The organism is Streptomyces sp. NPDC007872, assembly GCF_042868165.1.
Lineage (GTDB): Bacteria > Actinomycetota > Actinomycetes > Streptomycetales > Streptomycetaceae > Streptomyces.
Genome location: NZ_JBIAEA010000007.1, coordinates 346215 through 370618, shown reverse-complemented (window position 1 = coordinate 370618; position 24404 = coordinate 346215). Strand labels below are relative to the sequence as shown.

General features: G+C 72.8%; 23 protein-coding genes. 17 read left to right on the top strand and 6 right to left on the bottom strand.

Annotated elements, in window-relative coordinates; genetic code table 11:
- The first annotated feature begins 36 nt into the window (after positions 1-36).
- From ACFYNX_RS25590 to ACFYNX_RS25565, 6 genes are all read left to right on the top strand, one after another.
- Entirely contained in the window at positions 37-816 is a 780-nt protein-coding gene (locus tag ACFYNX_RS25590; protein ID WP_388664421.1) for an exodeoxyribonuclease III, read from the top strand.
- An 84-nt stretch (positions 817-900) separates the two neighbouring features.
- Positions 901-1344, top strand: a complete 444-nt coding sequence (locus tag ACFYNX_RS25585; RefSeq protein ID WP_388664419.1) for a DUF6278 family protein — start codon at positions 901-903, stop codon at positions 1342-1344.
- 138 nt (positions 1345-1482) lie between these two features.
- A complete protein-coding gene (locus tag ACFYNX_RS25580; protein WP_365540426.1) occupies positions 1483-2229 on the top strand; it encodes an amino acid ABC transporter ATP-binding protein in 747 nt (248 codons plus the stop codon).
- 13 nt (positions 2230-2242) lie between these two features.
- A complete protein-coding gene (locus ACFYNX_RS25575; RefSeq protein WP_388664417.1) occupies positions 2243-3160 on the top strand; it encodes a glutamate ABC transporter substrate-binding protein in 918 nt (305 codons plus the stop codon).
- 19 nt (positions 3161-3179) lie between these two features.
- The gene (locus tag ACFYNX_RS25570; RefSeq protein ID WP_365540424.1) at positions 3180-3824 is read left to right on the top strand and encodes an amino acid ABC transporter permease; all 645 of its coding nucleotides are present in this window, start codon (positions 3180-3182) and stop codon (positions 3822-3824) included.
- Positions 3821-4681: an amino acid ABC transporter permease gene (locus ACFYNX_RS25565; RefSeq protein ID WP_125663018.1), complete on the top strand. Its 861-nt coding sequence runs from the start codon at positions 3821-3823 to the stop codon at positions 4679-4681. The genes ACFYNX_RS25570 and ACFYNX_RS25565 overlap by 4 nt, the downstream gene beginning before the upstream one ends.
- 37 nt (positions 4682-4718) lie before the next feature.
- Here the strand turns inward: ACFYNX_RS25565 and ACFYNX_RS25560 are convergent, their stop codons facing one another.
- The 3 genes from ACFYNX_RS25560 to ACFYNX_RS25550 form a co-directional block, all read right to left on the bottom strand.
- The gene (locus tag ACFYNX_RS25560; protein WP_388664414.1) at positions 4719-6287 is read right to left on the bottom strand and encodes an alpha/beta fold hydrolase; all 1569 of its coding nucleotides are present in this window, start codon (positions 6285-6287) and stop codon (positions 4719-4721) included.
- 105 nt (positions 6288-6392) lie between these two features.
- Positions 6393-7655, bottom strand: a complete 1263-nt coding sequence (locus tag ACFYNX_RS25555) for a hypothetical protein (protein WP_388664412.1) — start codon at positions 7653-7655, stop codon at positions 6393-6395.
- Between the two features lie 124 nt (positions 7656-7779).
- Positions 7780-8532 (bottom strand): hypothetical protein, encoded by a 753-nt coding sequence (locus ACFYNX_RS25550; RefSeq protein ID WP_365540420.1) that lies wholly within the window; start codon positions 8530-8532, stop codon positions 7780-7782.
- Positions 8533-8636: 104 nt separating this feature from the next.
- Between ACFYNX_RS25550 and ggt the strand changes: the two genes are divergently transcribed.
- Positions 8637-10439, top strand: a complete 1803-nt coding sequence (ggt, locus tag ACFYNX_RS25545; protein ID WP_388664410.1) for a gamma-glutamyltransferase — start codon at positions 8637-8639, stop codon at positions 10437-10439.
- A 31-nt stretch (positions 10440-10470) separates the two neighbouring features.
- Here the strand turns inward: ggt and map are convergent, their stop codons facing one another.
- A complete protein-coding gene (map, locus tag ACFYNX_RS25540) occupies positions 10471-11238 on the bottom strand; it encodes a type I methionyl aminopeptidase (protein ID WP_388664408.1) in 768 nt (255 codons plus the stop codon).
- Positions 11239-11270: 32 nt separating this feature from the next.
- On the opposite strand from map, the gene ACFYNX_RS25535 reads away from it, so the two are divergent.
- The 8 genes from ACFYNX_RS25535 (at position 11271) to ACFYNX_RS25500 (ending at position 19924) form a co-directional block, all read left to right on the top strand.
- Positions 11271-11522 (top strand): helix-turn-helix domain-containing protein, encoded by a 252-nt coding sequence (locus ACFYNX_RS25535; RefSeq protein WP_388664406.1) that lies wholly within the window; start codon positions 11271-11273, stop codon positions 11520-11522.
- 34 nt (positions 11523-11556) lie between these two features.
- The gene (locus tag ACFYNX_RS25530) at positions 11557-11940 is read left to right on the top strand and encodes a PPOX class F420-dependent oxidoreductase (protein ID WP_125663001.1); all 384 of its coding nucleotides are present in this window, start codon (positions 11557-11559) and stop codon (positions 11938-11940) included.
- A 119-nt stretch (positions 11941-12059) separates the two neighbouring features.
- Positions 12060-13523 (top strand): UL36 very large tegument protein, encoded by a 1464-nt coding sequence (locus ACFYNX_RS25525; RefSeq protein ID WP_388664404.1) that lies wholly within the window; start codon positions 12060-12062, stop codon positions 13521-13523.
- A gap of 219 nt (positions 13524-13742) precedes the next feature.
- A complete protein-coding gene (locus tag ACFYNX_RS25520; protein ID WP_388664402.1) occupies positions 13743-14585 on the top strand; it encodes a nitrilase-related carbon-nitrogen hydrolase in 843 nt (280 codons plus the stop codon).
- Positions 14582-15862 (top strand): aspartate aminotransferase family protein, encoded by a 1281-nt coding sequence (locus ACFYNX_RS25515; protein WP_365540415.1) that lies wholly within the window; start codon positions 14582-14584, stop codon positions 15860-15862. The genes ACFYNX_RS25520 and ACFYNX_RS25515 overlap by 4 nt, the downstream gene beginning before the upstream one ends.
- A 48-nt stretch (positions 15863-15910) precedes the next feature.
- Complete coding sequence (gene hydA / locus ACFYNX_RS25510) at positions 15911-17314, top strand: dihydropyrimidinase (RefSeq protein ID WP_388664400.1); 1404 nt, start codon at positions 15911-15913, stop codon at positions 17312-17314.
- 11 nt (positions 17315-17325) lie between these two features.
- Entirely contained in the window at positions 17326-18327 is a 1002-nt protein-coding gene (locus tag ACFYNX_RS25505; protein WP_388664398.1) for a TIGR03842 family LLM class F420-dependent oxidoreductase, read from the top strand.
- A gap of 85 nt (positions 18328-18412) precedes the next feature.
- A complete protein-coding gene (locus ACFYNX_RS25500; protein WP_388664396.1) occupies positions 18413-19924 on the top strand; it encodes an NCS1 family nucleobase:cation symporter-1 in 1512 nt (503 codons plus the stop codon).
- Here the strand turns inward: ACFYNX_RS25500 and ACFYNX_RS25495 are convergent.
- A complete protein-coding gene (locus tag ACFYNX_RS25495) occupies positions 19896-20756 on the bottom strand; it encodes a serine protease (protein WP_388664394.1) in 861 nt (286 codons plus the stop codon). The two genes, ACFYNX_RS25500 and ACFYNX_RS25495, sit on opposite strands and share 29 nt — an antisense overlap.
- A gap of 145 nt (positions 20757-20901) precedes the next feature.
- On the bottom strand, positions 20902-21957 hold the full coding sequence (locus tag ACFYNX_RS25490) for a biotin/lipoate A/B protein ligase family protein (protein ID WP_388664550.1): 1056 nt from the start codon (positions 21955-21957) through the stop codon (positions 20902-20904).
- Between the two features lie 111 nt (positions 21958-22068).
- On the opposite strand from ACFYNX_RS25490, the gene ACFYNX_RS25485 reads away from it, so the two are divergent.
- Together ACFYNX_RS25485 and ACFYNX_RS25480 are read left to right on the top strand one after the other, a co-directional pair.
- A complete protein-coding gene (locus ACFYNX_RS25485) occupies positions 22069-22905 on the top strand; it encodes an inositol monophosphatase family protein (RefSeq protein WP_388664392.1) in 837 nt (278 codons plus the stop codon).
- A gap of 80 nt (positions 22906-22985) precedes the next feature.
- Positions 22986-24404 carry a phytoene desaturase family protein gene (locus tag ACFYNX_RS25480; RefSeq protein ID WP_388664548.1) on the top strand — a complete coding sequence of 473 codons (1419 nt, stop codon included), beginning with the start codon at positions 22986-22988 and terminating at the stop codon, positions 24402-24404.

Genomic DNA, 24404 nt, shown 5'->3' with positions numbered 1-24404 from the left:
CGGCCGTTGTCGGTGCCCGCCAGTAGGCTGGCGTCCATGCGCATCGCCACCTGGAACGTCAACTCGATCACCGCCCGGCTGCCCCGCCTCCTGGCCTGGCTGGAGAGCAGCGGCACCGACGTGCTGTGCATCCAGGAGACCAAGTGCACCGCCGAGCAGTTCCCCACCGAGGAGCTGCGCGCACTGGGCTACGAGTCGGCGGTCAACGCCACGGGCCGCTGGAACGGCGTCGCACTGCTCTCCCGCGTCGGCCTCGACGACGTGGTCACGGGCCTGCCCGGCGGCCCGGAGTACGACGGGGCGCAGGAGCCCCGGGCGGTCTCCGCGACCTGCGGCCCGGTCCGCGTCTGGTCGGTCTACGTGCCGAACGGCCGCGAGGTGGCCCACGAGCACTACGCTTACAAGCTGCGCTGGCTGGAGGCGCTCAGGGCGGCCGTCGCGCAGGACGCGGCGGGGGACAGGCCCTTCGCGGTCCTCGGCGACTACAACATCGCACCGGCCGACGAGGACGTCTGGGACATCACCGTCTTCGAGGGCGCCACGCACGTGACGGAGCCGGAGCGGGCCGCGCTCGCGGACCTGCGCGAGGCCGGCCTGCGCGACGTGGTCCCGCGCCCCCTCAAGTACGACCACCCCTTCACCTACTGGGACTACCGCCAGCTCGGCTTCCCGAAGAACAGGGGCATGCGCATCGACCTGGTCTACGGCAACAAGCCCTTCGCCGAGGCGGTCACGGACAGCTACGTGGACCGCGAGGAGCGCAAGGGCAAGGGCGCCTCGGACCACGCCCCCGTCGTCGTCGACCTCGACGTCTAGGGCCTGTCCGGCGGCGCGGAGGCCCCGAAACGATCTCCGCGCGCCGAGTGGTGGACCGGGAGGTGCCGGTGCGACGCTGTTCGGATGAACATTCCGTTTCTGGACAGTTGGCGCAAGCGGCACCGCCCCGACTCCCCGGTCTCCCCGGCGACCGCCGCCTTCGACCGCGCCCCGGACGGGATGGCCGAGCTGTTCGCCGAGTGCGAGCTGCTGCGCACCCGGGTCGCGGAGGCCGGGGTGGCGCTCGACGACACCCCGCGCTCGCTCCAGGCGCTCGACCAGTTGCCGCCCGACTGGCGGGACGACCCGGAGGAGCTGCCCTGGTTCGGGAACGACGCCGGGCTCTACCTGGGCACGGTGATCGTCCGGAACGTCCCGGCGGCCCGCTGGCAGATGCGGCCCGGCGGCGGCCCGGTGGTGCGGCTCGCCTCCGGCCGGGAGATCCAGGTCGTCGAGGCCGGTCTCGACTGGGCGATGACGGGCGCGCCGCAGCTCTCCCAGGTGTACGCGGAGGCCGCCGAGTACTGACGCGCACCCCCGTCGGCGCCACCCTTCCGCAGTAAATACGGCTTATTGCCGTTTGGTGCGTGTCGTCCCTGAAGTCCTTTTTCCGGTGGATAGTTTGCGTGGACCGCGACACCGCTGAGAAAGGGGGCAGGGCAGCGTATGGCCGTCGACGATCCGCTGATCGAACTGCGTGGCGTCAACAAGCACTTCGGCACGTTGCACGTCCTCCAGTCCATCGACCTCACCGTCGGCCGCGGGGAGGTCGTCGTCGTGATCGGTCCCTCCGGCTCCGGCAAGTCCACCCTCTGCCGGGCGATGAACCGCCTGGAGAGCGTCGAGTCGGGCGAGATCCTCATCGACGGGCGGCCGCTCCCCGAGGAGGGCAAGGAGCTCGCCCGACTGCGGGCCGAGGTCGGGATGGTCTTCCAGTCCTTCAACCTCTTCGGGCACAAGACCGTCCTCGCGAACGTCTCCCTCGCGCAGATCAAGGTCCGCAAGCGCAAGAGGGAGGAGGCCGACCGGCGCTCGCGCGAACTCCTCGACCGGGTCGGACTCGCCGCGCACGCCGACAAGTACCCGGCCCAGCTCTCCGGCGGCCAGCAGCAGCGCGTGGCCATCGCCCGCGCCCTCGCCATGGACCCCAAGGCCCTCCTCTTCGACGAGCCGACCTCCGCGCTCGACCCCGAGATGATCAACGAGGTCCTGGAGGTCATGCGGCAGTTGGCCCGGGAGGGCATGACCATGGTGGTCGTCACCCACGAGATGGGCTTCGCGCGCTCCGCCGCCAACCGGGTCGTCTTCATGGCCGACGGGAGGATCGTCGAGGACCGCACGCCGGAGGAGTTCTTCACCGCCCCGCGCAGCGAGCGCGCCAAGGACTTCCTCTCCAAGATCCTCAAGCACTGACCGGGTGGGAACCATGCAGCGTACGCACCGGATCCTGGCCGCGCTCGCCCTGCTGCTCGCCGCCACGGCGGCGCTCGGCGGCTGCGGCCGCGAGGGCAGCCCGCCCGTCAAGGGCCCGAAGCCCGGCCAACTCCCCGTCTACCAGGTGCGGTCGGACTTCACCCTGCCCGACTCGCCCACCTGGAACCGGGCGAAGAAGCGCGGCCGGCTCGTCGTCGGCGTCAAGGAGGACCAGCCCTACATGGGCGAGAAGGACCCCGCCTCCGGCCGCTACTCCGGCTTCGACATCGAGATCGCCAGGATGATGGCCGCCTCCCTCGGCTTCGACCCGGCCCGCGTCGAGTTCCGCACGATCGCCTCCGCCAACCGAGAGACCGCCCTGCAGAACGGCCAGATCGACTACTACGTCGGCACGTACACCATCAACGACAACCGCAAGAAGCTCGTCGGCTTCGCCGGGCCCTACTACCGGGCCGGCCAGTCGCTCCTGGTCCGCGCCGACGAGAAGGACATCCGGGGCCCCCAGGACCTGGACGGCAGACGGGTCTGCTCGGCCGCCGGCTCCACCCCGTACCAGCGGATCGAGAAGGACCACCCGAAGGCCGAACTCGTCGCGTACGACACGTACTCCGCCTGCGTGGACAACCTGCTGACCTACCAGGTCGACGCGGTCACCACCGACGACACGATCCTGCTCGGCTACGCCGCCAAGGTCCCCGACGAGCTGAAGGTGGTCGGGAAGCCGTTCTCGGAGGAGCCGTACGGCATCGGCGTCCCGCGCGGCGACAACGCCCTGCGCTTCGCCCTGGACGACGCCATCGCCGCCCACGAGAAGAACGGCGACTGGAAGAAGGCGTACGACGCCACCCTCGGCCTCTCCGGGGTCCCCGCCCCGCCGCCGCCCGCCATCGACCGCTATCCGGCGAGTTGAACCGGAGGAGCCTCCCGACATGGACGTCCTGACCGACAACTTCTCGCTCTACGGAAAGGGGTTCCTCGGCACCGTCGAACTCACCGTCTACGCCTCGGCGCTCGCCCTCGTCCTGGGCTTCGTCATGGCCTCCTTCCGCGTCGCGCCCGTCGGCTCCTTCCGGGTCTTCGGCACGGTCTGGGTGGCCGTCCTGCGCAACACCCCGCTGACCCTGCTCTTCTTCGCGGTCATGCTGGGACTGCCCCGCTTCGGACTCGTCCTGCCCTTCCAGTTGTTCGCGGTCCTCGCCCTCGGCTGCTACACCTCGGCCTTCGTCTGCGAGGTGCTGCGCTCCGGCATCAACACCGTGCCGCGCGGCCAGGGCGAGGCTGCCCGCAGCCTGGGCATGACCTTCGTCCAGACCCTCGGCACGGTCGTCCTGCCGCAGGCCTTCCGCAGCGTCATCCCGCCCATCGGCTCGACCCTGATCGCCCTCGCCAAGAACTCGGCGATCGCGGGGGCGTTCAGCGTCACCGAACTCCTCGGCACCTACAAGACGCTGAGCGAACTCGGCTACAACATCGTCTGGACCTTCGTCTGGATCGCCGTCGGATACCTGATCATCACCCTCACCATCAGCGCCCTCTTCCACGTCATGGAGAAGCGCTGGGGAGTCGCCCGATGACCACCGAGTCCACCGCCCTCTACGACGTCCCCGGGCCCGGCGCCCGGCGGCGCCACCTCCTCTACGGCATCGCCTCCACCGTCGTGATCCTGGCCCTGGCCGGCTGGATCCTGTACCTCCTCCTCGACACCGACCAGTTCACCTCCGCCAAGTGGTCGCCCTTCCTCTACGAGGGCATCCAGGAACTGCTGCTCAGGGGGCTCGGCAACACCCTGAAGGCCTTCGCCTGCGCGTCGGTCCTCTCGCTCGCCCTCGGCGCCCTCCTGGCCTGCGGGCGCCTCTCCGAACACCGCGTCCTGCGCTGGATCTCCACCCTGTTCGTGGAGTTCTTCCGCGCCATGCCCGTCCTCGTGATGATCTTCTTCGTCTTCGTGGCGCTCAAGGTCCAGCCGCTGCCCGCCCTGGTCGCCGGACTGACCCTCTACAACGGCTCCGTGCTCGCCGAGGTGTTCCGCACCGGCGTCCACTCCGTCGCGCGGGGGCAGGGGGAGGCCGCGTACGCGCTCGGAATGCGCAAGACGCAGGTGATGACCCACGTCCTGGTGCCCCAGGCCGTCCGCGCGATGCTCCCCGCCATCATCAGCCAGTTGGTGGTGGCCCTGAAGGACACCTCGCTCGGATTCCTCATCACCTACGAGGAGTTCCTGCACGCGGGCAAACTGATCGCGTCCAACCTCGACTACGACCTGCCGTTCATCCCCGTCGTGCTCGTCATCTCGCCGATCTACATCGGGATGTGCATGCTGCTCTCCTGGTGCGCCACCTGGGTGGCCCGGCGGGAGCGCCGCGACCCGAGGACGAAGGCCGCGGACGTCGCTCCGGCCGGACCGGGAGGGCCGCCGCCGGGACGGCGGTGACGGGTACGAGCCGCACCCGCCCGGCGGCAGCCGGAGATCACTCCTTCCGCAGCGGCACCGACACGTACGACGGGTCGGCGGCCGGGGAGGAGAAGGTCAGTTGCGCGCCGGTCGGGTTGTGCTCGATGTAGAGCGGGTCGACGGTGTCGACGACCAGCGCGAGCCGGTGCCCGGCGGGCACGTCGTACGCCGTGGAGAACAGCTCCAGGTCGACGGCGAACGGCTGCCCGGGCGTCTTGCCGTGGAAGGTGTACGGGGCGTTGGTGACCAGCTTGCCGACGCCGAGCGGGCCCACGTCGTAGAGGTACGCGACGAGGGTGCCGCTCTCCTTCGTGGAGGCGACCGTGGTGTGCACCTCCACCGTGCCGCGCACCCGCTGCGGGGCGTCGTACCGCTCGGACTGCCAGACGCCGGCGAAGGAGCGGGGGAGGAGGGGGACGGAGACGACGGGCGGGGTGCGGAGGAACTGGTCCAGGGCGTTGGTGAGCAGGGTGACCCCGCCGTTGGCGCCCGAGTCGACGTTCGCCCACACCCGCTGCGTACCGCCGAGGTCGAACTTCCTCTGGTTCGCGTTGACGGACTTCCAGTCGGGGTAGCCCTCGTAGGCTCCCGTGGAGCGGGTCTTGAGCTGGACGGGCTGCTCGTGGTCGATGCCGTTGTCGGCGCCCTTGAGGTAGCGGTCGAACCAGCGCTGCGCGTTGGTCCAGGTGTCGTTGGGCAGCCCGAAGAGGCCGGTCAGTTCGGCGGTGGCGTGGTCGCCGGGGCGGAACTCCAGGCGCTTGGGGCCGGTGAGCTTCTCGTAGAAGCTCGCGTACTGGTTGGGCGGGAAGATGGTGTCGCCCCAGGCGTTGCCGAGCATGATCGCGGCGCCGTTGGCGTTGACGCGGTCCAGGTACGTCACCGGGGAGCGCTTGGCGCCCCAGGCGATCATGTCCCCCTCCCTGGCCAGGTTGGAGGAGAGGAAGTCGCCCAGGACCTGCTGGAGTTCGGGGCCCGGGCGGCCGGTGAGGTAGCCGGCGCCGCCGAGCAGGGCGGCGGCCTGGAGGTGCTGGGTCCGGCCGCTGTAGATGGACTCGATGAGGTCGGCCCAGCCGCTGAGCGCGGTGACGGCCTTGACCCTCGGGTCGTGCGCGGCGGCGAGCAGGCTGATCCCGGCGCCGTACGAGACGCCTCCCATGCCCACGCGGTCGGGGTCGGCGGCGGTGTTGGCCAGGGCCCAGTCGATCACCTTGGAGGCGTCGGCGACGTCCTTGGGGCCGGCGGTCTCGATCTCCCCGCCGGACTGCCAGAAGCCGCGCGAGTTGTAACTCACCACGACGTAGCCGGAGTCGGCGAGCTTCTGGGCCGGGACGAGGTACTCGATCTGGGGCATGGCCCAACTGGTGGGCAGCACGATCAGGGGATGGCGGGCGCCGGGCGCGGACCCGGCGGGGGTGAGGACGTTCGCCTTGAGGACGGTGCCGCCCTCGCCGGGGATGTCGACGAAGCGGATGCCGGCCGAGCCGGCGGTCTCGGCGACCGGAGCCGCCTGGGCGGCGGGGGCGAGCCCGAGGGCCGTCCCGGCCACGAGCGCGGCCGAGACGGCGAGGACCAGGGATGTGCGCACGGGGCACTCCTCACTGGGGACGCCGATGGGTGGTCGGCGATGGGGGGCAGTGAAAGTGACCCGACGGTAACGGCGGGGGCTTACCGGAGGTAACTCCCCGGTAAGTTACGTGCCGGTAACGATTGGCGTCCGGTCGGCGCCGTCGAGCAGACCCACGGCCTCCGCGAAGTCCGCGCGGGCCTCCCCGTACCGCTTGACGGCGATGAGGAACATCGCCCGGTCGGTCAGGGCCCGGGGGAGTTCCCGCGCCGAACGCCGGGCGAGCGCCACCTCCTCGTCGAAGAGCGGCCGGAGCGGCTCCTCGATCAGATGGGTGCGGCTCTCCCTCAGGAGGGCGGAGCGCGCGGTCAGCCGGTGGTGCGCGGTCGTCGGTCCGGCGGGGTGCCCCTCCCCGGCCGGACGCACGGCCTCGGCCTCCAGGACGGGGATGGTGTCGAAGTAGGCCTTCCGCACGTCCCGCGACCAGCGGAGGAGGTCGGTGCCGAACGCCGGCGCCGGGGCCTCCGGGGTCGCGGGAGGTTCCGCCGTCCGGGCCGACAGGGCGTACAGGGTGGTCCAGAAGGAGAGGATGTTGCTCCAGCTCCTGGGCTCGCCCGACTCCGCGAGCCGGTCGAGGACCGCCAGGGCCTCCCGCCGGTCCGCGCCGGCCTCCCCGTGCCGTCCGGCGGCGTCCAGCATCCGGGAGCGGTGCACGAGTTCCCACACCAGGTGGGCCAGTGCGGTGGAGTCGCTCTCCGTCTTCCGCCGCGTGTCGTCCACGAGCCCGGTGAAGACCGCCACCGCCTCCTCGCGCCGGCCGGCCGCCTCCAGTTCCGCCGTCCGCTCGACCGCCGACCAGAAGGAGACTCCCGGCTCCGCGCCGGCGTTCCGAGCCAGGAGGTCCGCCGCCTCCCCGTGACGCCCCTCCTCGGCCAGCACGACCACCAGCCGGTCGCCTCCGTACGCCGGGTACGCCACCTGCCCGCGCGCGAAGGCGATCCGCCCGGCCTCGGCCATCTCCCCGCACACCGCGCGCCCCTCGGCCCGCCGTCCCAGCTCGAAGAGCGTGCGTTCGTACGCCCCCAGGGCGGCGCGGAGCAGCTCCACCCTCCTCGGGTGGTCGGCGCCGATCCGCCGGGCCGCGTCGGCGGCCTCCGCGTGCAGCACCACCTCCCGCTCCGGGCCGCGCCGGCGCCCCACCTCGTGCCCGTACGAGACCAGCGCTCGGACGAGCTTCGGCAGATAGGCCGCCGGGCTCACCTTCGCGAGGACCCGGTACGCCTCGACCTCCTGGGGCAGGCCGAGCCGCCCCGACCCGAGCAGCATCGTCCTCGCCCGCAGGACCGCGTCCTGATCGATGTTCTGACTGATGTTCCCGGAGTGATTCATGACGGCGATTCTGGAAGCCGGAGGAGGGACCGGACAAGGCTCGCGAACTGTGCGTTCGGTCCTACGAAAAACGCCCCTGACCTGTCATGATGGTGACGTCTTCACCCCGTCGGGCCCCGCCCGGTCAGGCCGTCGCCGCCGGTTCGGCGGCGGGGGATCCGGAAGCCGGGGGAGCCGTGCGGGCCGCGCGCGTCACGTCGGCCACCAGTTCGACCACGTCGGGGCCGTACGCCTCCGAGTTGACCACCTTCAGGAGCAGGACGAACGAGTCGTCGCGGTGACGCCTGCTCAGGGCCTCGTGGTGGCGGGCCAGGTAGCGGGTCGCCGCCTGGTTGGTGATCGCCCGCTGGCCGCAGAAGAGGAAGACCGGCCGGTGGTCCTCCCCGGCCGTGAGCCGGGCCAGGAGCACGTACTCCGACAGTCCCTTCTCCATGAGGTACCGCTCGCCGCCGATCGTGACCGAGCCCCGGAGCTCGGGCGGCTCGACGTCCACGTTCATCCGCACGCCCGGCAGCAGGGTGGTGAGGTGGGCGGCCATGCGCCTGTTCGAGTACGGCCCTCCCACGCAGAACTCCGTGCGGTCGCCGAAGCCCTGGTGGGCCCGGTCGTGCGGCAGGATGCGGGCCTGTGCCCCGCAGTCCTTGACGAGCGCGGAGAGTTCGAGCAGCGCGAAGACGTCGTAGCGGTGCACCACGTTGTCCCCGCCGGACTCCCTGTTGACCACGAGCAGGCACTCCGAGCCCCCGGGAAGGCCGAAGAACGCCTGCTTGCGGCGGAGCCTCCGCCGCCACCCGTACGTGCGGCCGAGCCAGCCGAGGGAGGCACTGACACCGGTGGCGAGCACCCCGAGCACGATGTTGCGCACGTCTTCGTTCATGGGCGCGCATGCTAGCGGCCGTTCGGCCTGTCGTTCGAGGCGTTCCTGACGGGAGGGGGCGGAGGAAGTTACGCTGCGCGGACGGTTGTTGACTGGAGGTACGAATGCGTCGCTCCGCCGCTGGCAAGGTCTCCGTTCTCGCCGTCACGGCGACGGTCCTCTCGATGGGTGCCGCCGCGCCGCCGGCGGCGGTGGCGAAGCCACCCCTCAAGGAGCCCGTCGCGACCGGATACGGCGGCGCCGTCGCCAGTGTCGACGCCGACGCCTCGGCCGCCGGGATCGAGGTGCTCCGCGAGGGCGGCAACGCGGTCGACGCCGCCGTCGCCGTCGCGGCCGCGCTCGGCGTCACCGAGCCCTACTCGGCCGGCATCGGAGGCGGCGGCTACTTCGTCCACTACGACGCGAAGAGCCGCTCCGTGCACACGATCGACGGCCGCGAGACCGCGCCCCGGTCCGCCGACGCACGCCTCTTCGTGGAGAACGGCGCCCCCATCCCGTTCGAGGAGGGCATGACCAGCGGCCGCGGCGTCGGCACCCCCGGCACCCCGGCGACCTGGGAGTCCGCCCTCGACGCCTGGGGCAGCAAGCGGCTCTCCGCCCTGCTCCGGCCCGCCGAGCGGCTCGCCCGCGAGGGCTTCACCGTCGACGAGACCTTCCGCTCCCAGACGGCCGCCAACGAGGCCCGCTTCCGCGACTTCCCGGCCACCTCGCGGCTCTTCCTGCCCGGCGGGCGACTGCCCGAGGTCGGCTCCCGCTTCAAGAACCCCGACCTCGCCCGTACGTACGAGAAGCTCGGCCGCGAGGGCGCCGGGGCGCTCTACGAGGGGCCGCTCGCCCGGGACATCGTCCGTACCGTCCGCAAGCCCCCGGTCCGCCCCGGTGCCACCCGGAACGTCCGCTCCGGCGACCTGACGGAACGCGACCTGGCGTCGTACCGGACCGTGTTCCGCGCGCCGACGAAGGTCTCGTACCGGGGCCTCGACGTCTACGGCATGGCCCCCTCCTCCTCCGGCGGCACCAGCGTCGGCGAGGCGCTCAACATCCTGGAGGGCACCGACCTCTCCCGGGCCTCGCAGACCCGCTACCTGCACCGGTTCGTCGAGGCCAGCCGCATCGCCTTCGCCGACCGGGGCCGCTGGGTCGGGGACCCGGCCTTCGAGTCCGTGCCGACGCGCGGCCTGCTCTCCCGGCGGTTCGCGGACTCCCGCGCCTGCCTGATCCGCGACGACGCCGCCCTGACCAGCCCGCTCGCGCCCGGCGACCCCCGCGACCCGGCGCCGTGCGCCCCCGGCGGGACCGCCGCCCCGACCACGTACGAGGGCGAGAACACCACCCACCTGACGGTGGCCGACAAGTGGGGCAACGTCGTCGCGTACACCCTCACCATCGAGTCCACCGGCGGCAGCGGGATCACCGTGCCCGGCCGGGGCTTCCTGCTCAACAACGAGCTGACCGACTTCTCCTTCGCCCCGGCGAACCCGGCGGTCCACGACCCGAACCTGCCCGGACCCGGCAAGCGGCCGCGTTCCTCGATCTCCCCGACGATCGTCCTCGACCGGCACGACAGGCCCGTCCTCGCGCTCGGCTCGCCGGGCGGCGCGACCATCATCACCACCGTCCTCCAGACCCTCACCGGCGTCGTCGACCGGCACCTGCCGCTCGTCGAGGCGATCGCCGCGCCGCGCGCCAGCCAGCGCAACCAGGCCACCACCGAACTCGAACCCGGCCTGTGGAACAGCCCCGTCCGCGCCGAACTGGAGGCGATCGGGCACGGCTTCCGGCAGAATCCCGAGATCGGCGCCGCGACCGGCGTCCAGCGCCTGCCGGACGGCCGCTGGCTGGCCGCCGCGGAGAAGGTCCGCCGGGGCGGGGGCTCCGCGATGGTGGTGCGGCCGGCGGGGAGGTAGGCGGCTTTCCCGCGGGGCGGTCCGGAGGCCCCTACAGCGCCGTCAGGATGCGCGGGCCGTCGTCCGTGATCGCCACCGTGTGCTCGGCGTGGGCGGCGCGCGAGCCGTCGGCCGTGCGCATCGTCCAGCCGTCCCGCGCCGTGTAGTAGTCGTCCGTGCCGCCGCCGACGAGCATCGGCTCGATCGCGAGCGTCATCCCGTGGCGCAGCTTCATGCCCCGGCCCGGGCGCCCCTCGTTGGGGACGCCCGGGTCCTCGTGCATGGTGCGGCCGATCCCGTGCCCGCCGAAGCCGTCCGGGATGCCGTAGCCGGCGGCCCGGCAGACCCGGCCGATCGCGTGCGCGACGTCCCCGATCCGGTTGCCGACGACGGCCGCCGCGATGCCGGCCTCCAGGGCCTCCTCCGCCGTGGCGATCAGCCGGGCGTCCTCCGGCCGGGCCCGGCCGACCGTGAAGCTGACGGCCGAGTCGCCCGCCCAGCCGCCGAGCAGCGCCCCGCAGTCCGCGGACACCAGGTCGCCCGGCGCGAGCCGGGTGTCGTCCGGGACGCCGTGCACGATCGCGTCGTTCACCGAGACGCACACCACCGCCGGGAACGGCACCGGCGCCCACTCCGGGTGGTAGCCGAGGAAGGGCGAGTCGGCGCCCGCCCCGGCCAGCACCTCGCGCGCGACCCGGTCGAGCTCCGTCAGCCGGACGCCGGGCGCGGCCTTCTCCCGCACGGCCGCCAGGGCACGGGCCACCACCCGTCCGCTCTCGCGCATGGCCGCCAGGGATTCGTTCGTCTTGATCTCCACCATGCCAATTACTATACCGGTATTAGAATGGCGCCATGGTGCGCACACCCCTGACCCCCGAAGAGCGCGAGCGCGGCGAGCGCCTGGGCCTGCTCCTGCGCGAGGCGCGCGGCGAGCGGTCCATGGCCGAGATCGCGGCGGCCGCCGGCCTCTCCGCCGAGACCCTCCGCAAGATCGAGACCGGCCGGGCCCCGACCCCGGCCTTCTTCACCGTCGCGGCCCTCGCCGGGGTCCTCCGGCTCTCCATGGACGAACTGGTGACGCTCTGCGTCCCGGTCCCCGTCTGAGGGGCCGGACGCCCGCCGGGCTTAGGCTCCGGGCATGATTCCCGAGGAGCTGCGGCGCGGCCGCTACGTCAGTCTGACCACCTTCCGCAAGAACGGCACGGGGGTCGCGACGCCCGTCTGGTACGCGGTGGAGGGCTCCGAGCTGTACGCCTGGACCCGCACCGACTCCTGGAAGGTCAAGCGGCTGCGGAACGACCCCCGGGTCGTGGCCGCCGTCTGCGACGTGCGCGGCAACGTCCCCGAGGGCGCCGAGCGCGTGACCGGCGAGGCCCGCCTCGTGACGGGGGAGGAGCTGCGCCGCGTCCGGAAGCTGCTCCTGCGCAAGTACACCTGGCAGTTCTGGTTCCTCGACGTGCCGGCCACGCTCTTCCGGCTCGGCAAGCGGCCGCACACCGGGATCGTCGTGCGCTTCCCGTGAGGCCCGCGAGGGGGCGGGCACCCGCACGAAAACGGTCCGTAGTCGTCCCGTAACACGACTGCGGTCCAATACCCGCGGACCGTACGGTTCCAGTCGACTGCGGGGCAGGTGCGTGACGCATGACGGTGACTCGATACCCGGCGGAAGTCGCCGAGTTCACCCACTGGCTGACGGGTCTCGCGGCCCGTCTCCGGCCGGACGCCGGCTGGTACGGGGTCTTCGCCGCACGCGACCCGGAGGGCCTGCGCGCCTGCTTCGACGGTGTGGAACTCCTGCCCTGGGACGTCGTCTCGTCCCTGCTCCAGGACGCCGGAGAAGCCGCCGGCGGGCCCTTCGCCGCCCGGGGCCGCGCGCTGTACGTGGCGGCCGCGGGCGCCCACGACCGCGGGCCCGGCGCGGCGGCGGCGCTCGCCGAACGCCGGGAGCTGTTGGAGCGCGAACGCCGGTACGCCGATTCCCGCGCCCGCGAACTGGGCGAACGGCTCGGCGCGGTCCCGGCCCCCGGCCCCGAGGAGGCCGCCCGCCTGGAGCGCGACCTCGCCTGGGTCCGGGACGACCGGGCCAGGGCCGCCGCCCGGGTCGCGGAACTCACGGCCCGGCTGGCGGGGGCGGGGGAGTGGGGACGGGAACGGGAACGGGAACGGGGGCGGGCCGTGACGGCTCCGGCCGTCGCTCCGGTGCCGGATCCGGGGCCGTACCCGGCGCCCGCCGCGGCGCCCGCGCCGACCGCGTCCTTCGTGCCCGACTCCTCTGCCGCACCTGGCTGTCCGACTGCTTCCGGCTCCCCGGCCATCCCCGGTTCCCCGGCCGGGCCGGAGCGTACGGAAAGGGCCGCCAAGGCCGTGAAGGTCAAGCGCCGGCCCCGGGGCGCCCGGTACGCCTGGCTGGAGGAGGGCGACGAGACGCAGGAGGCGGAGGCCGTGCCCGTACCCGTGCCCGTACCCCTGCTTCCGGCCGGGGGCGCCGCGCCCCGCGGCGCCCGCTTCGGCGGCGCCGCCGGGACCGGGGAGCCGGCCGGGAAGCCCCTCGGGAGCCCGGCGGAGGATCCCGCCGAGACCGCCCGTGCCGCGGCGAACGCCGTCTACGCCCTCCGCAGGCTCCGCGCCCGGGGCCGCAGCGGCGAGGCCCACGTCCTGCTCTGCGAGGCGCTGGGCGGCCCGCCCGCCCGGCTGCCCGCCCTCGCCGACGAACTGCACCGGGCCGGACTCGGCGCCGACTGGTCCACCCTGCTCTGGGAGGCGGCCTCGCTGCCGCCCGACCGGCTCGCCGCCGTCGCCGGCGTCCTCGCGGACGCGGGCCGGACGGCCGACTGCGAGCAGCTCCTCCGCCAGGGGGTGGCCCGCCCGGTCGAGGAGCTGGCCGGGGCCTGCGCCGCCCTGCGCGCCGAGGAGCACCACCGCGAGGCCCACGCCCTCCTGACCGCCTTCGTCCGCGTCCGCGCCCCCGAGGACGCGGCCCGCCTCGCGGGCGCGGATCCGCGCGGCCTCGTCCCCCAACTCCTCCACGCGGCACGGGCGGTGTCCGCCACCCGCGAGCGCGACCTCCTCCACGCCCTCCGCGTGGCGGGCCTGGCGACCGGCTGACCGGGGCGCCCGAGCCCGTACGGGCCGGGGATCTTCCCCGTACGCGCCCCCGCGTGTCGGTACGTGTCCGATGTGGACCAGTCGGGTATGAAACATGATCGACCCGGTCGGTTCCCGGCGGCGGTCTTGCTCCGGGGTGTGACGGGGCTTACGTTCTCCTCCTACGCACCGCGTCTACGTGCGTAGAGGCTCTCTGACGCCGTGCCGAAGGAGCAGCTCATGTCCGACGTCGTACGCGCCGCGCTCGTCCAGGCGACCTGGACCGGCGACACCGAATCCATGATCGCCAAACACGAGGAGCACGCCCGGGAGGCCGCCCGCCAGGGTGCCGGGGTGATCGGCTTCCAGGAGGTGTTCAACGCCCCCTACTTCTGCCAGGTGCAGGAGGCCGAGCACTACCGCTGGGCCGAGCCCGTCCCCGACGGCCCGACCGTCAGCCGGATGCGGGACCTCGCCCGCGAGACCGGGATGGTGATCGTGGTCCCCGTCTTCGAGGTCGAGGGCGAGGGCTTCTACTACAACACCGCCGCCGTGATCGACGCCGACGGCAGTTACCTCGGCAAGTACCGCAAGCACCACATCCCCCAGGTCAAGGGCTTCTGGGAGAAGTACTACTTCCGCCCGGGGAACGTCGGCTGGCCGGTCTTCGACACCGCCGTCGGCAAGGTCGGCGTCTACATCTGCTACGACCGCCACTTCCCGGAGGGCTGGCGCGAACTCGGACTCAACGGAGCCCAGTTGGTCTACAACCCGTCCGCCACCCACCGCGGCCTCTCCGCCCACCTCTGGCAGTTGGAGCAGCCGGCCGCCGCCGTCGCCAACGAGTACTTCGTCGCCGCCATCAACCGCGTCGGCGTCGAGGAGTACGGCGACAACGACTTCTACGGCACGAGCTACTTCGTCGACCCGCGCGGCCGCTTCGTCGGCGACGTCGCCTCCGACAAGGCCGAGGAACTCGTCGTCCGCGACCTCGACTTCGGCCTCATCGAGCAGGTCCGGCAGCAGTGGGCCTTCTACCGGGACCGCCGCCCCGACGCCTACGAAGGGCTGGTGAAGCCGTGAACGACCTCTACGACCGGCACAAGGCCGTCATCCCCGACTGGGTCGCCCTCTACTACCGCGACCCGATCGAGATCACCCACGGCGAGGGCCGCCACGTCTGGGACGCCGAGGGGCGCAGGTACCTCGACTTCTTCGGCGGCATCCTCACCACCATGACCGCCCACGCCCTGCCCGAGGTCACCAAGGCCGTCGCCGAGCAGGCCGGGCGGATCATCCACTCCTCGACGCTCTACCTCAACCGGCCCATGGTGGAGCTGGCCGAGCGGATCGCCGGGCTCTCCGGCATCCCGGACGCCCGCGTCTTCTTCACCACCTCCGGCACCGAGGCCAACGACACCGCGCTCCTCCTGGCCACCGCGTACCGCGGCTCGAACCAGCTCCTGGCGATGCGCAACAGCTACCACGGCCGCTCCTTCTCCACCGTCGGCATCACCGGCAACCGCGCCTGGTCGCCCACCGGCCTCTCCCCGCTCCAGACGCTCTACGTGCACGGCGGCGTCCGCACCCGCGGTCCCTACGCCGAGTACGGCGACGAGCGGTTCGTCGAGGCCTGCGTCGCCGACCTCGAAGACCTCCTCGGGCACACCCGGAACGTCGCCGCCCTCATCGCGGAGCCCATCCAGGGCGTCGGCGGCTTCACCTCCCCGCCCGACGGCCTGTACGCCGCCTTCCGCCGCGTCCTGGACCGGCACGGCATCCTGTGGATCGCGGACGAGGTGCAGACCGGCTGGGGCCGCACCGGCGAGCACTTCTGGGGCTGGCAGGCCCACGGCCAGGCCGGGCCGCCCGACATCCTCACCTTCGCCAAGGGCATCGGCAACGGCATGTCGATCGGCGGGGTCGTCGCCCGCGCCGAGGTCATGAACTGCCTCGACGCCAACTCCATCTCCACCTTCGGCGGTTCGCCCGTCACCATGGCCGCCGGGCTCGCCAACCTCTCGTACCTCCTGGAGCACGACCTCCAGGGCAACGCGCGCCGGGTCGGCGGCCTCCTGATCGAACGGATCAGGGCCGCGTGCGCCGGAGTCCCCGCCGTACGGGAGGTGCGCGGCCGGGGCCTCATGATCGGCATCGAACTCACCGAGCCCGGCACCGACCGCGCCGACCCGGACGCGGCCGCCGCCGTCCTGGAGGCCGCCCGCGAGAACGGCCTGCTCATCGGCAAGGGCGGCGGGCACGACACCAGCACCCTGCGCGTCGCCCCGCCCCTCTCCCTCACCGTCTCCGAGGCGGAGGAGGGCGCCGCGCTCCTCGAAGCGGCCCTCCGGTCCCTGTAGTCCCCGCCGGCCGCCCCGCAGTCCCGCCCCAGTGACAGGGAGAGTCCCGTGAGCACCCGTACCCTCATCCGGGGCGGCCTGGTCGTCACCGCCGCCGACGAGGTCCACGCCGACGTGCTGATCGAGGACGGCCGCGTGGCCGCCCTCGCGGCCCACGGCTCGGACGCGGCGGCCGGCTGGACCGCCGACCGGACCATCGACGCCACCGACCGCTACGTCATCCCGGGCGGCGTCGACGCCCACACCCACATGGAACTGCCCTTCGGCGGCACCTTCGCCTCCGACACCTTCGAGACCGGCACCCGCGCCGCCGCCTGGGGCGGCACCACCACCGTCGTCGACTTCGCCGTCCAGACCGTGGGCCGCACCCTGCGCGAGGGGCTCGACACCTGGTACGCCAAGGCCGACGGCGTCTGCGCGATCGACTACGCGTTCCACATGATCCTCTCCGACGTCAACGCGCACACGCTCAAGGAGATGGACAAGCTGGTCCAGGAGGGGATCTCCTCCTTCAAGCTCTTCATGGCCTACCCCGGCGTCTTCTACAGCGACGACGGGCAGATCCTGCGCGCCATGCAGCGCTCCGCCGAGAACGGCGGGCTGATCATGATGCACGCCGAGAACGGCATCGCCATCGACGTCCTCGTCGAACAGGCCCTCGCCCGGGGCGAGACCGATCCCCGCCACCACGGCGAGGTCCGCAAGGCCCTCCTGGAGGCGGAGGCCACCCACCGGGCGATCCAGCTCGCCCGGGTGGCGGGCGCCCCGCTCTACGTCGTGCACGTGTCGGCCCAGGAGGCGGTGGCGGAGCTGGCGGCGGCCCGGGACAAGGGGCTCCCGGTCTTCGGCGAGACCTGCCCCCAGTACCTCTTCCTGTCCACCGACAACCTCGCGGAGCCGGACTTCGAGGGCGCCAAGTACGTGTGCAGCACGCCCCTGCGGCCCAAGGAGCACCAGGCGGCGCTGTGGCGGGGCCTGCGCACCAACGACCTCCAGGTGGTCTCCACCGACCACTGCCCCTTCTGCTTCACCGGCCAGAAGGACCTCGGCCGGGGCGACTTCTCCAAGATCCCCAACGGCCTGCCGGGGGTGGAGAACCGCATGGACCTCCTCCACCAGGCCGTCGTCGACGGGCACATCTCCCGGCGCCGCTGGATCGAGATCGCCTGCGCGACGCCGGCGAGGATGTTCGGCCTCCACCCGCAGAAGGGCACGCTCGCGCCCGGCGCGGACGCCGACGTCGTCGTCTACGACCCGCACGCCACGCAGACCCTCTCCGCCGAGACCCACCACATGAACGTCGACTACTCGGCGTACGAGGGGAGGACCGTCACCGGGCAGGTCGAGACGGTCCTCTCGCGGGGCGAGGTCGTCATCGACCAGCGGAAGTACGTCGGCCGCGCCGGGCACGGGGTCTTCACCCCCCGCTCCACCTGTCAATACCTGAACTAGGAGACCGTGCCTTGGACTTCGGACTCGTCCTGCAGACCGACCCGCCCGCCTCGCAGGTCGTCGGCCTGATGCGCCGGGCGGAACGCAACGGCTTCCGCTACGGCTGGACCTTCGACTCCGCCGTGCTGTGGCAGGAACCCTTCGTCGTCTACAGCCAGATCCTGGAGCACACCACCAAGCTCCACGTCGGCCCCATGGTCACCAACCCGGGCACCCGCACCTGGGAGGTCACCGCCTCCACCTTCGCCACCCTCAACGACATGTTCGGCAACCGGACCGTCTGCGGCATCGGCCGCGGCGACTCCGCCATGCGCGTCGCGGGCCGCAGGCCCAACACCCTGGCCCGCCTGGGCGAGGCCATCGACGCCATCCGCGACCTGGCGGAGGGCCGCGAGGCCGAGGTCGACGGCAACCCGATCCGCATCCCCTGGATCAAGAACGGAAAGCTGCCGGTCTGGATGGCGGCGTACGGCCCCAAGGCCCTGGCCCTCGCCGGGCAGAAGGCCGACGGCTTCATCCTCCAGCTCGCCGATCCCTTCCTCACCGAGTGGATGGTCAAGGCGGTCCGGCAGGCCGCGACCGACGCGGGCCGTGACCCCGACGCCCTCACGATCTGCGTCGCCGCCCCCGCGTACGTCGGTGACGACCCGGCCCACGCCCGGGACCAGTGCCGCTGGTTCGGCGGCATGGTCGGCAACCACGTCGCCGACCTGGTGGAGAAGTACGGCGAGCACTCGGGCATGGTCCCGGAGGAGCTCACCGCGTACATCAAGAACCGGCACGGCTACGACTACTCCCACCACGGCCGCGCCGGGAACCCCTCCACCGACTTCGTCCCCGACGAGATCGTCGACCGCTTCTGCCTCCTCGGCCCGGCCGAGGCCCACGTCGAGAAGCTGCGGAGGCTCCGCGACATGGGCGTGGACCAGTTCGCGGTGTACGCGATGCACGACGCCAAGGAGTCCACGATCGACGCGTACGGCTCGGACGTCATCCCGGCGCTCACCCCGTAGCGACCGACCCCCGCGCCCCTCCCGGACCCCACGCCCCGCACAGCTCGTTCCGTCCCCCGCCGAACGAACGAAGGGCTCCGCCGCCATGACCGCCACCACTCCCACGGGAAGACCCGCCATAACCGACGGCCGTGTCGAGCTCGCGCCCGGCACGGTCCCGGCCGACCCCCGCTTCGTCAACGACGACCTGCTCCCCGTCCCCGTCGAACGGCGCCGCTGGACCACGTACAACTTCACCGCCCTCTGGGTCGGCATGGCCCACAACATCCCCTCCTGGATGCTCGCCTCCGGTCTCGTCGCCCTCGGCATGGACTGGAAGCAGGCCGTCCTCACGATCGCCCTGGCCAACGTGATCGTCCTCCTCCCGATGCTGCTCACCGGGCACGCCGGACCCAAGTACGGCATCCCCTTCCCCGTCCTCGCCCGCGCCTCCTTCGGGCTGCGCGGCGCCAACCTGCCCGCGCTGATCCGCGCCGGGGTGGCCTGCGCCTGGTTCGGCATCCAGACCTGGATCGGCGGCCAGGGCGTCTTCATCCTGCTCGACAAGGTCTTCGGCGGCTGGTCGGAGGTCTCCCGCGTCGGCGGTCAGCCCTGGACCCTGTGGCTCTGCTTCGTCCTCTTCTGGGCCCTCGAACTCGCCATCATCCATCGCGGCATGGAGGCCCTGCGCCGCTTCGAGAACTGGGCCGCGCCCTTCGTCATCGTCGGCGCGCTCGTCCTCCTCGCCTGGGTCTCCGCCAAGGCCGGCGGCCTCGGCCCGCTCCTCGACCAGCCCTCGGAGCTGGGCTGGGGCGCCGACTTCTGGCCCGTCTTCTTCCCGTCCCTGACGGGCATGATCGCCTTCTGGGCCACCCTCAGCCTGAACATCCCCGACTTCACCCGCTTCGGCGCGGGCCAGCGCGCTCAGATACGCGGACAAACGCTCGGTCTTCCCACCACCATGACCCTCTTCGCGCTGCTCTCGGTGCTCGTCACCTCCGGCTCGCAGGCCGTGTACGGGGCGCCCGTCTGGGACCCGGTCGCCCTCGCGGCCAAGACCGACAACGTCTTCGGACTCCTCTTCGCCCTGGTGACGGTCCTGGTGGCCACCCTGTCGGTGAACATCGCGGCGAACGTCGTCTCCCCGGCGTACGACCTCGCCCACCTCGCCCCGAAGCTGATCGGCTTCCGCACGGGCGCGCTGATCACCGGCGTCGTCGGCGTGGTCATCATGCCGTGGAAGCTCACCGCCACCCCCGAGCTCTACATCTTCACCTGGCTCGGTCTGGTCGGCGGTCTCCTCGGGACGGTCGCCGGCATCCTCATCGCCGACTACTGGCTCGTGCGCCGCACCGTCCTCGACCTCGGCGGGCTCTACCGGGCCGACGGCCCCTACTGGTACCGGGGCGGCTGGAACCCGGTCGCCGTCCTCGCCTTCGCCGTCGGCGGGGTCCTCGCCGTGGGCGGCTCCCACTCCGCCCCCGGCACCGGCCCGTTCCCCGAGGACGGCCTGATCCCCCTCCTCGAGCCGCTCGCCGACTACGGCTGGGCCGTCGGCCTCGCCGCCTCCCTGCTCCTGTACACCGCCCTCATGAGGCGCGGACCGGCATCCCCGTGACCCGTTCGATCCAGGTGAGGTACGACCGGACGCGGGTGTTCACGGCGGGGGTGTCGGTGGCGCAGCCGCGCCCGTAGGAGACCAGGCCCACCAGGTACGGCTTCCGGGACGCCGTGTGGACGAGGGGGCCGCCGGAGTCGTACTGACAGGTGTCGCGGCCGGGGGCGTACGTGCAGAGCTGGGCGGGCGTCACCCGGGACATGCCCCGGGAGGCGCACGTGCTGTTGCTCATGGTGCCGAGGGTCACCGTCCGCAGGACGTCGGAGGCGGGCCCGCCGAACGAGGTGGCGCCCCAGCCCGGGGCCTCGACCTGCGTGTGGTCGAAGGTGCCGTGCGCGTACGCGCCGGGGAGCGCGACCGGGCTGACGTCCCGGCCGGCCGCGACCGGCTCGGACAGTCGGATCAGCGCGATGTCGTTCCGCTGCGTCTCCGGGTCGTACTCCGGGTGCGTCAGGAACCGGGCCGGGGTCGCGAGCAGCGCGTTCGGGCTGTCGTCCCCGGCGGTCAGGTCGTGGTCGCCGAGCAGCACCCCCACCCGCGCCGTGCTGCCGTACGAGCCCGTCAGGCAGTGCGCGGCGGTCAGCACGTACCGGTCGCCGATCAGCGCCCCGCCGCACATCACCCGGCGCTCCCTCAGGTCCACGAGCCCGGCCATGAAGGGGTACTGGTGCGGCCGGGCCTCCCGGCCGCCGACGACCGCGTGCGCCGGTGCGATCCCGAGCGGGCCCGCGCCCATCACCGCACCCGCGACCGCGGCCACGAGCTTCCGCGCCCATCCCATGGAGAACTCCGAACCGTCGACGCCGTCTTCCTCGGGGCCGGCGGTGTGCAAAGACGTTTCCTCTGCACGCCCGCCGACCCGCGTCGGCATCAACGAACCGGACGCGCTCCGGTCACCCGGGCACGATGGCCGGACTGGTGTTCGGGCGGGGCCCGGTGGTGTCCGGACGGGCCCGGCGGTGTCCTTACGGAGCGGGCTACGGCACCCGGGCCGTCCACTCCTCCGTGCCGAACTTGGTCTCCACGAGCTGCTCCGCCCGCGTCAGCTCCTCCTCCGTGAGTTCGCCCTCCGACAGGCCGTACCGGTTCCGGAAGGAGGCGATCATCCGCTCGATCACCGCCTCGCGCGGCAGGCCCGTCTGGCGCCGCAGCGGGTCCACCCGCTTCTTCGCGCTCCTCGTGCCCTTGTCGGAGAGCTTCTCCCGGCCGATGCGGAGCACCTCCGTCATCTTGTCCGCGTCGATGTCGTACGCCATCGTCACGTGGTGCAGGACCGCGCCCCCGCCCGTGACGACCCGCTTCTGCGCGGCGCCCGCGATCTTCCCGGCGTCCGTGGCGATGTCGTTCAGCGGCTGGTACCAGGCCCGGACCCCCATGTCGCCGAGCGCGCCGAGCACCCAGTCGTCCAGATAGGCGTAGCTGTCGGCGAAGGACAGGCCCTGCACCAGGGCGTCGGGGACGGAGAGCGAGTACGTGATGGTGTTGCCCGGCTCGATGAACATGGCCCCGCCGCCGCTGATCCGCCGCACCACCCGGATCCCGTGCCGCTCGGCCGCCTCCGGGTCGACCTCGTTGCGCAGGGACTGGAAGCTGCCGATCACCACCGCCGGGGCGCCCCACTCCCACACCCGCAGGGTCGGCGGGCGCCGGCCGGCCGCCACCTCGGCCGTCAGGACCTCGTCGAGCGCCATGTGCAGGGCGGGGGACCGCGGCGGTTCGTGGATCAACCGCCAGTCGTAGTCGGTCCAGTCCGTGGCGTGGGCGAGGGCGCGGCGGACCGCGATCCCGACCCCCTCCGACGTCAGCCCGAACATGTGCGTGCCCGGCGGCAGCGCCGCGTCGATCCGCGCCGCGAGCCCGGCGGCGTCGGTGTCGGCCGGCGCGCCCTCCAGGGCCCCGTCGATCACGAGGATCGCCTCGTCGGGCTCCAGGAAGAAGTCCCCCGCGACCCGGACGTTCCGCAGGACGCCGTCCTCGGAGTCCAGGTCCACGACCACCAGCTTTCCGCCCGGGACCTTGTACTCGCCGTGCACGGGCTCCTCCTGCGGGTAGGGGATGAACTCGGCCAAAGGGTACTCTCCGGGGAAACGCCCGGTGACGGATGCGCCGTACCGTTTGTCAGAGCGGCGTGCTTGGCTGGACACATGATCGAAGACTTCCTTGAGCACGTCCTCGCCGGCGGTACGACCGAGGTGGAGGAGGCGGTCCGCAAGGCCGCCGCCGCCGAGATCATGCCGCGCTTCCGGCAGCTCGCCGCCCACGAGATCGTCGAGAAGAACGGGCCGCACGACCTGGTCACGGTCGCCGACCGGGCCGCCGAGGCCCACCTCACCGCCTCCCTCACCGCGCTCCTGCCCGGCTCCGTGGTCGTCGGCGAGGAGGCCGTCCACGCCGATCCCGCGGTCTACGACGCGCTGGGCGGCGACGCGCCCGTGTGGATCGTCGACCCCGTCGACGGCACCCGCCAGTTCGTCCACGGCGACCCCGCCTTCTGCACCCTCGTCGCCCTCGCCCGGCACGGCGAGGTCCTCGCCTCCTGGACGTACGCGCCCGCCCTGGAGCAGATGGCCGTCGCGGTCCGCGGCCGCGGCGCCACGCTGAACGGCGAGCCGCTGCGCGCCGGTTCGCCCGCGCCCGGCGAGGTCCTGGAGGTCGCCTCCTCGCACCCCGACTACACCACCCCGGAGCAGAAGCGCGCCCTGCTCGGCCTGGACACCGACGGCGTCCGGCCCCGCCCCTGCGGCTCCGCCGGACTCGAGTACCTCGCCGTGGCGCGCGGGGCCCTCTCCGGGGTCGCCTTCTCCTGGGAGTACGCGTGGGACCACGCGGCCGGACTCCTCCTGGTCGCCGAGGCGGGGGGCACGGACACCACGGTCGCCGGGGAGCCCTTCCGCGTCACCGGGGGCAACGCGCTGCCGTTCACCGCGGCCCGCGACGCGGCGACCGCCGAGCGGATACGGACCCTCCTCGGGGGCCGGTGAGGCCGCCGCACCCGGCCCCCTATCCTGAGAACCCGGCCACCGGCTGACGAAGGAGCCCGCAGGTGACGCACAGGACGCCGATGCTCGACGCCGTCGTCGTGGGGGCGGGGCCCAACGGTCTGACCGCCGCCGTCGAGCTGGCCCGCAGAGGCCTCTCCGTGGCCGTCTTCGAGGCGAAGTCCACCGTCGGCGGCGGCGCCAGGACCGAGGAGCTCACCCTCCCCGGCTTCCGGCACGACCCCTGTTCCGCCGTGCACCCCCTCGGCGCCGGCTCGCCCGTCTTCAAGACCATGCCGCTCGACCGGTACGGCCTGGAGTGGCTCCACCCCGAACTGCCCATGGCCCACCCCTGGGACGACGGCACCGCCGCCGTCCTCTCCCGCTCCGTCGCCGAGACCGCCGCCTCCTTCGGACCGCGCGACGCCGGGGCGTACCGCAGGCTCGTCGCCCCCTTCCTCGGCAAGTGGGACACCCTGGCGGCGGACTTCATGCAACTGCCGCTCACCGCGCTGCCCCGCGACCCGGTCACCCTCGCCCGCTTCGGCCTCGCCGGGCTGCCGCCCTCCACCTGGCTGATGCGCCGCTTCCGGGACGAGAAGGCCCGCGCGCTCTTCGCCGGGCTCGTCGGCCACGTCATCGCCCCGCTCGGCGGGTTCGCCACCGGCGCCGTCGGCCTCGTCTTCGCGCTCGCCGCCCACGCCGGCGGCTGGCCGCTGCCCCGGGGCGGCTCGCAGTCCGTCTCCGACGCCCTCGCCGCGTACCTGAAGGACCTCGGCGGCGCCGTCCACACCGACTTCGAGGTCAAGCGCCTCGACGACCTGCCGCCGGCCCGCGCCTACGTCTTCGACACCTCGCCCACCGCCCTCGCCCGGATCGCCGGCCTCGGCGGCCACTACGACCACTACCGGTACGGCGCCGCCGTCTTCAAGGTCGACTACGCGCTCGACGGACCCGTGCCCTGGACCGCCGAGGAACCCCGGCGCGCCGGGACCGTCCAGATCGGCCCCACCGCCGGGGAGATCGGCGCCGCCCTGAACCAGGCCTCCTCCGGCACCGCCCCCGACGCCCCCTTCCTCATCACCGCCCAGCCCAGCCTCGTCGACCCCTCCCGCGCCCCCGGGGGCAAGCACGTCTTCTGGGCGTACGGGCACGTGCCCAACAACTGGCGCGGCGACCTCACCGGGGCGATCGAGCGCCAGATCGAGCGCTTCGCCCCCGGCTTCCGCGACCGCGTCCTGGCCCGCGCCACCGCCGGCCCCGCCGAACTCGTCGCGCACAACGCCAACTACGTCGGCGGCGACATCGCCTGCGGCGCCGCCCGCGGCCTCCAGCTCCTGCTGCGCCCCACCCTGTCGCTGCGCCCCTACGACACACCGCACCCCGCGGTCTTCCTCTGCTCCTCCGCCACCCCGCCCGGCCCCGGCGTGCACGGCATGTCCGGACACAACGCGGCGAAGGCGGTCTGGCGGCGCCTGCGCGCCTCCGCCCGCGAAAATTAG

Excerpts from the sequence above, each read along its gene's own strand:
- ACFYNX_RS25590 (WP_388664421.1), top strand. The coding sequence starts at position 37 with ATGCGCATCGCCACCTGGAACGTCAACTCGATCACCGCCCGGCTGCCC.
- ACFYNX_RS25585 (WP_388664419.1), top strand. The coding sequence starts at position 901 with ATGAACATTCCGTTTCTGGACAGTTGGCGCAAGCGGCACCGCCCCGAC.
- ACFYNX_RS25580 (WP_365540426.1), top strand. The coding sequence starts at position 1,483 with ATGGCCGTCGACGATCCGCTGATCGAACTGCGTGGCGTCAACAAGCAC.
- ACFYNX_RS25575 (WP_388664417.1), top strand. The coding sequence starts at position 2,243 with ATGCAGCGTACGCACCGGATCCTGGCCGCGCTCGCCCTGCTGCTCGCC.
- ACFYNX_RS25570 (WP_365540424.1), top strand. The coding sequence starts at position 3,180 with ATGGACGTCCTGACCGACAACTTCTCGCTCTACGGAAAGGGGTTCCTC.
- ACFYNX_RS25565 (WP_125663018.1), top strand. The coding sequence starts at position 3,821 with ATGACCACCGAGTCCACCGCCCTCTACGACGTCCCCGGGCCCGGCGCC.
- ACFYNX_RS25555 (WP_388664412.1), bottom strand. The coding sequence starts at position 7,655 with ATGAATCACTCCGGGAACATCAGTCAGAACATCGATCAGGACGCGGTC.
- ACFYNX_RS25550 (WP_365540420.1), bottom strand. The coding sequence starts at position 8,532 with ATGAACGAAGACGTGCGCAACATCGTGCTCGGGGTGCTCGCCACCGGT.
- ggt (WP_388664410.1), top strand. The coding sequence starts at position 8,637 with ATGCGTCGCTCCGCCGCTGGCAAGGTCTCCGTTCTCGCCGTCACGGCG.
- map (WP_388664408.1), bottom strand. The coding sequence starts at position 11,238 with ATGGTGGAGATCAAGACGAACGAATCCCTGGCGGCCATGCGCGAGAGC.
- ACFYNX_RS25535 (WP_388664406.1), top strand. The coding sequence starts at position 11,271 with ATGGTGCGCACACCCCTGACCCCCGAAGAGCGCGAGCGCGGCGAGCGC.
- ACFYNX_RS25530 (WP_125663001.1), top strand. The coding sequence starts at position 11,557 with ATGATTCCCGAGGAGCTGCGGCGCGGCCGCTACGTCAGTCTGACCACC.
- ACFYNX_RS25525 (WP_388664404.1), top strand. The coding sequence starts at position 12,060 with ATGACGGTGACTCGATACCCGGCGGAAGTCGCCGAGTTCACCCACTGG.
- ACFYNX_RS25520 (WP_388664402.1), top strand. The coding sequence starts at position 13,743 with ATGTCCGACGTCGTACGCGCCGCGCTCGTCCAGGCGACCTGGACCGGC.
- ACFYNX_RS25500 (WP_388664396.1), top strand. The coding sequence starts at position 18,413 with ATGACCGCCACCACTCCCACGGGAAGACCCGCCATAACCGACGGCCGT.
- ACFYNX_RS25485 (WP_388664392.1), top strand. The coding sequence starts at position 22,069 with ATGATCGAAGACTTCCTTGAGCACGTCCTCGCCGGCGGTACGACCGAG.
- ACFYNX_RS25480 (WP_388664548.1), top strand. The coding sequence starts at position 22,986 with ATGCTCGACGCCGTCGTCGTGGGGGCGGGGCCCAACGGTCTGACCGCC.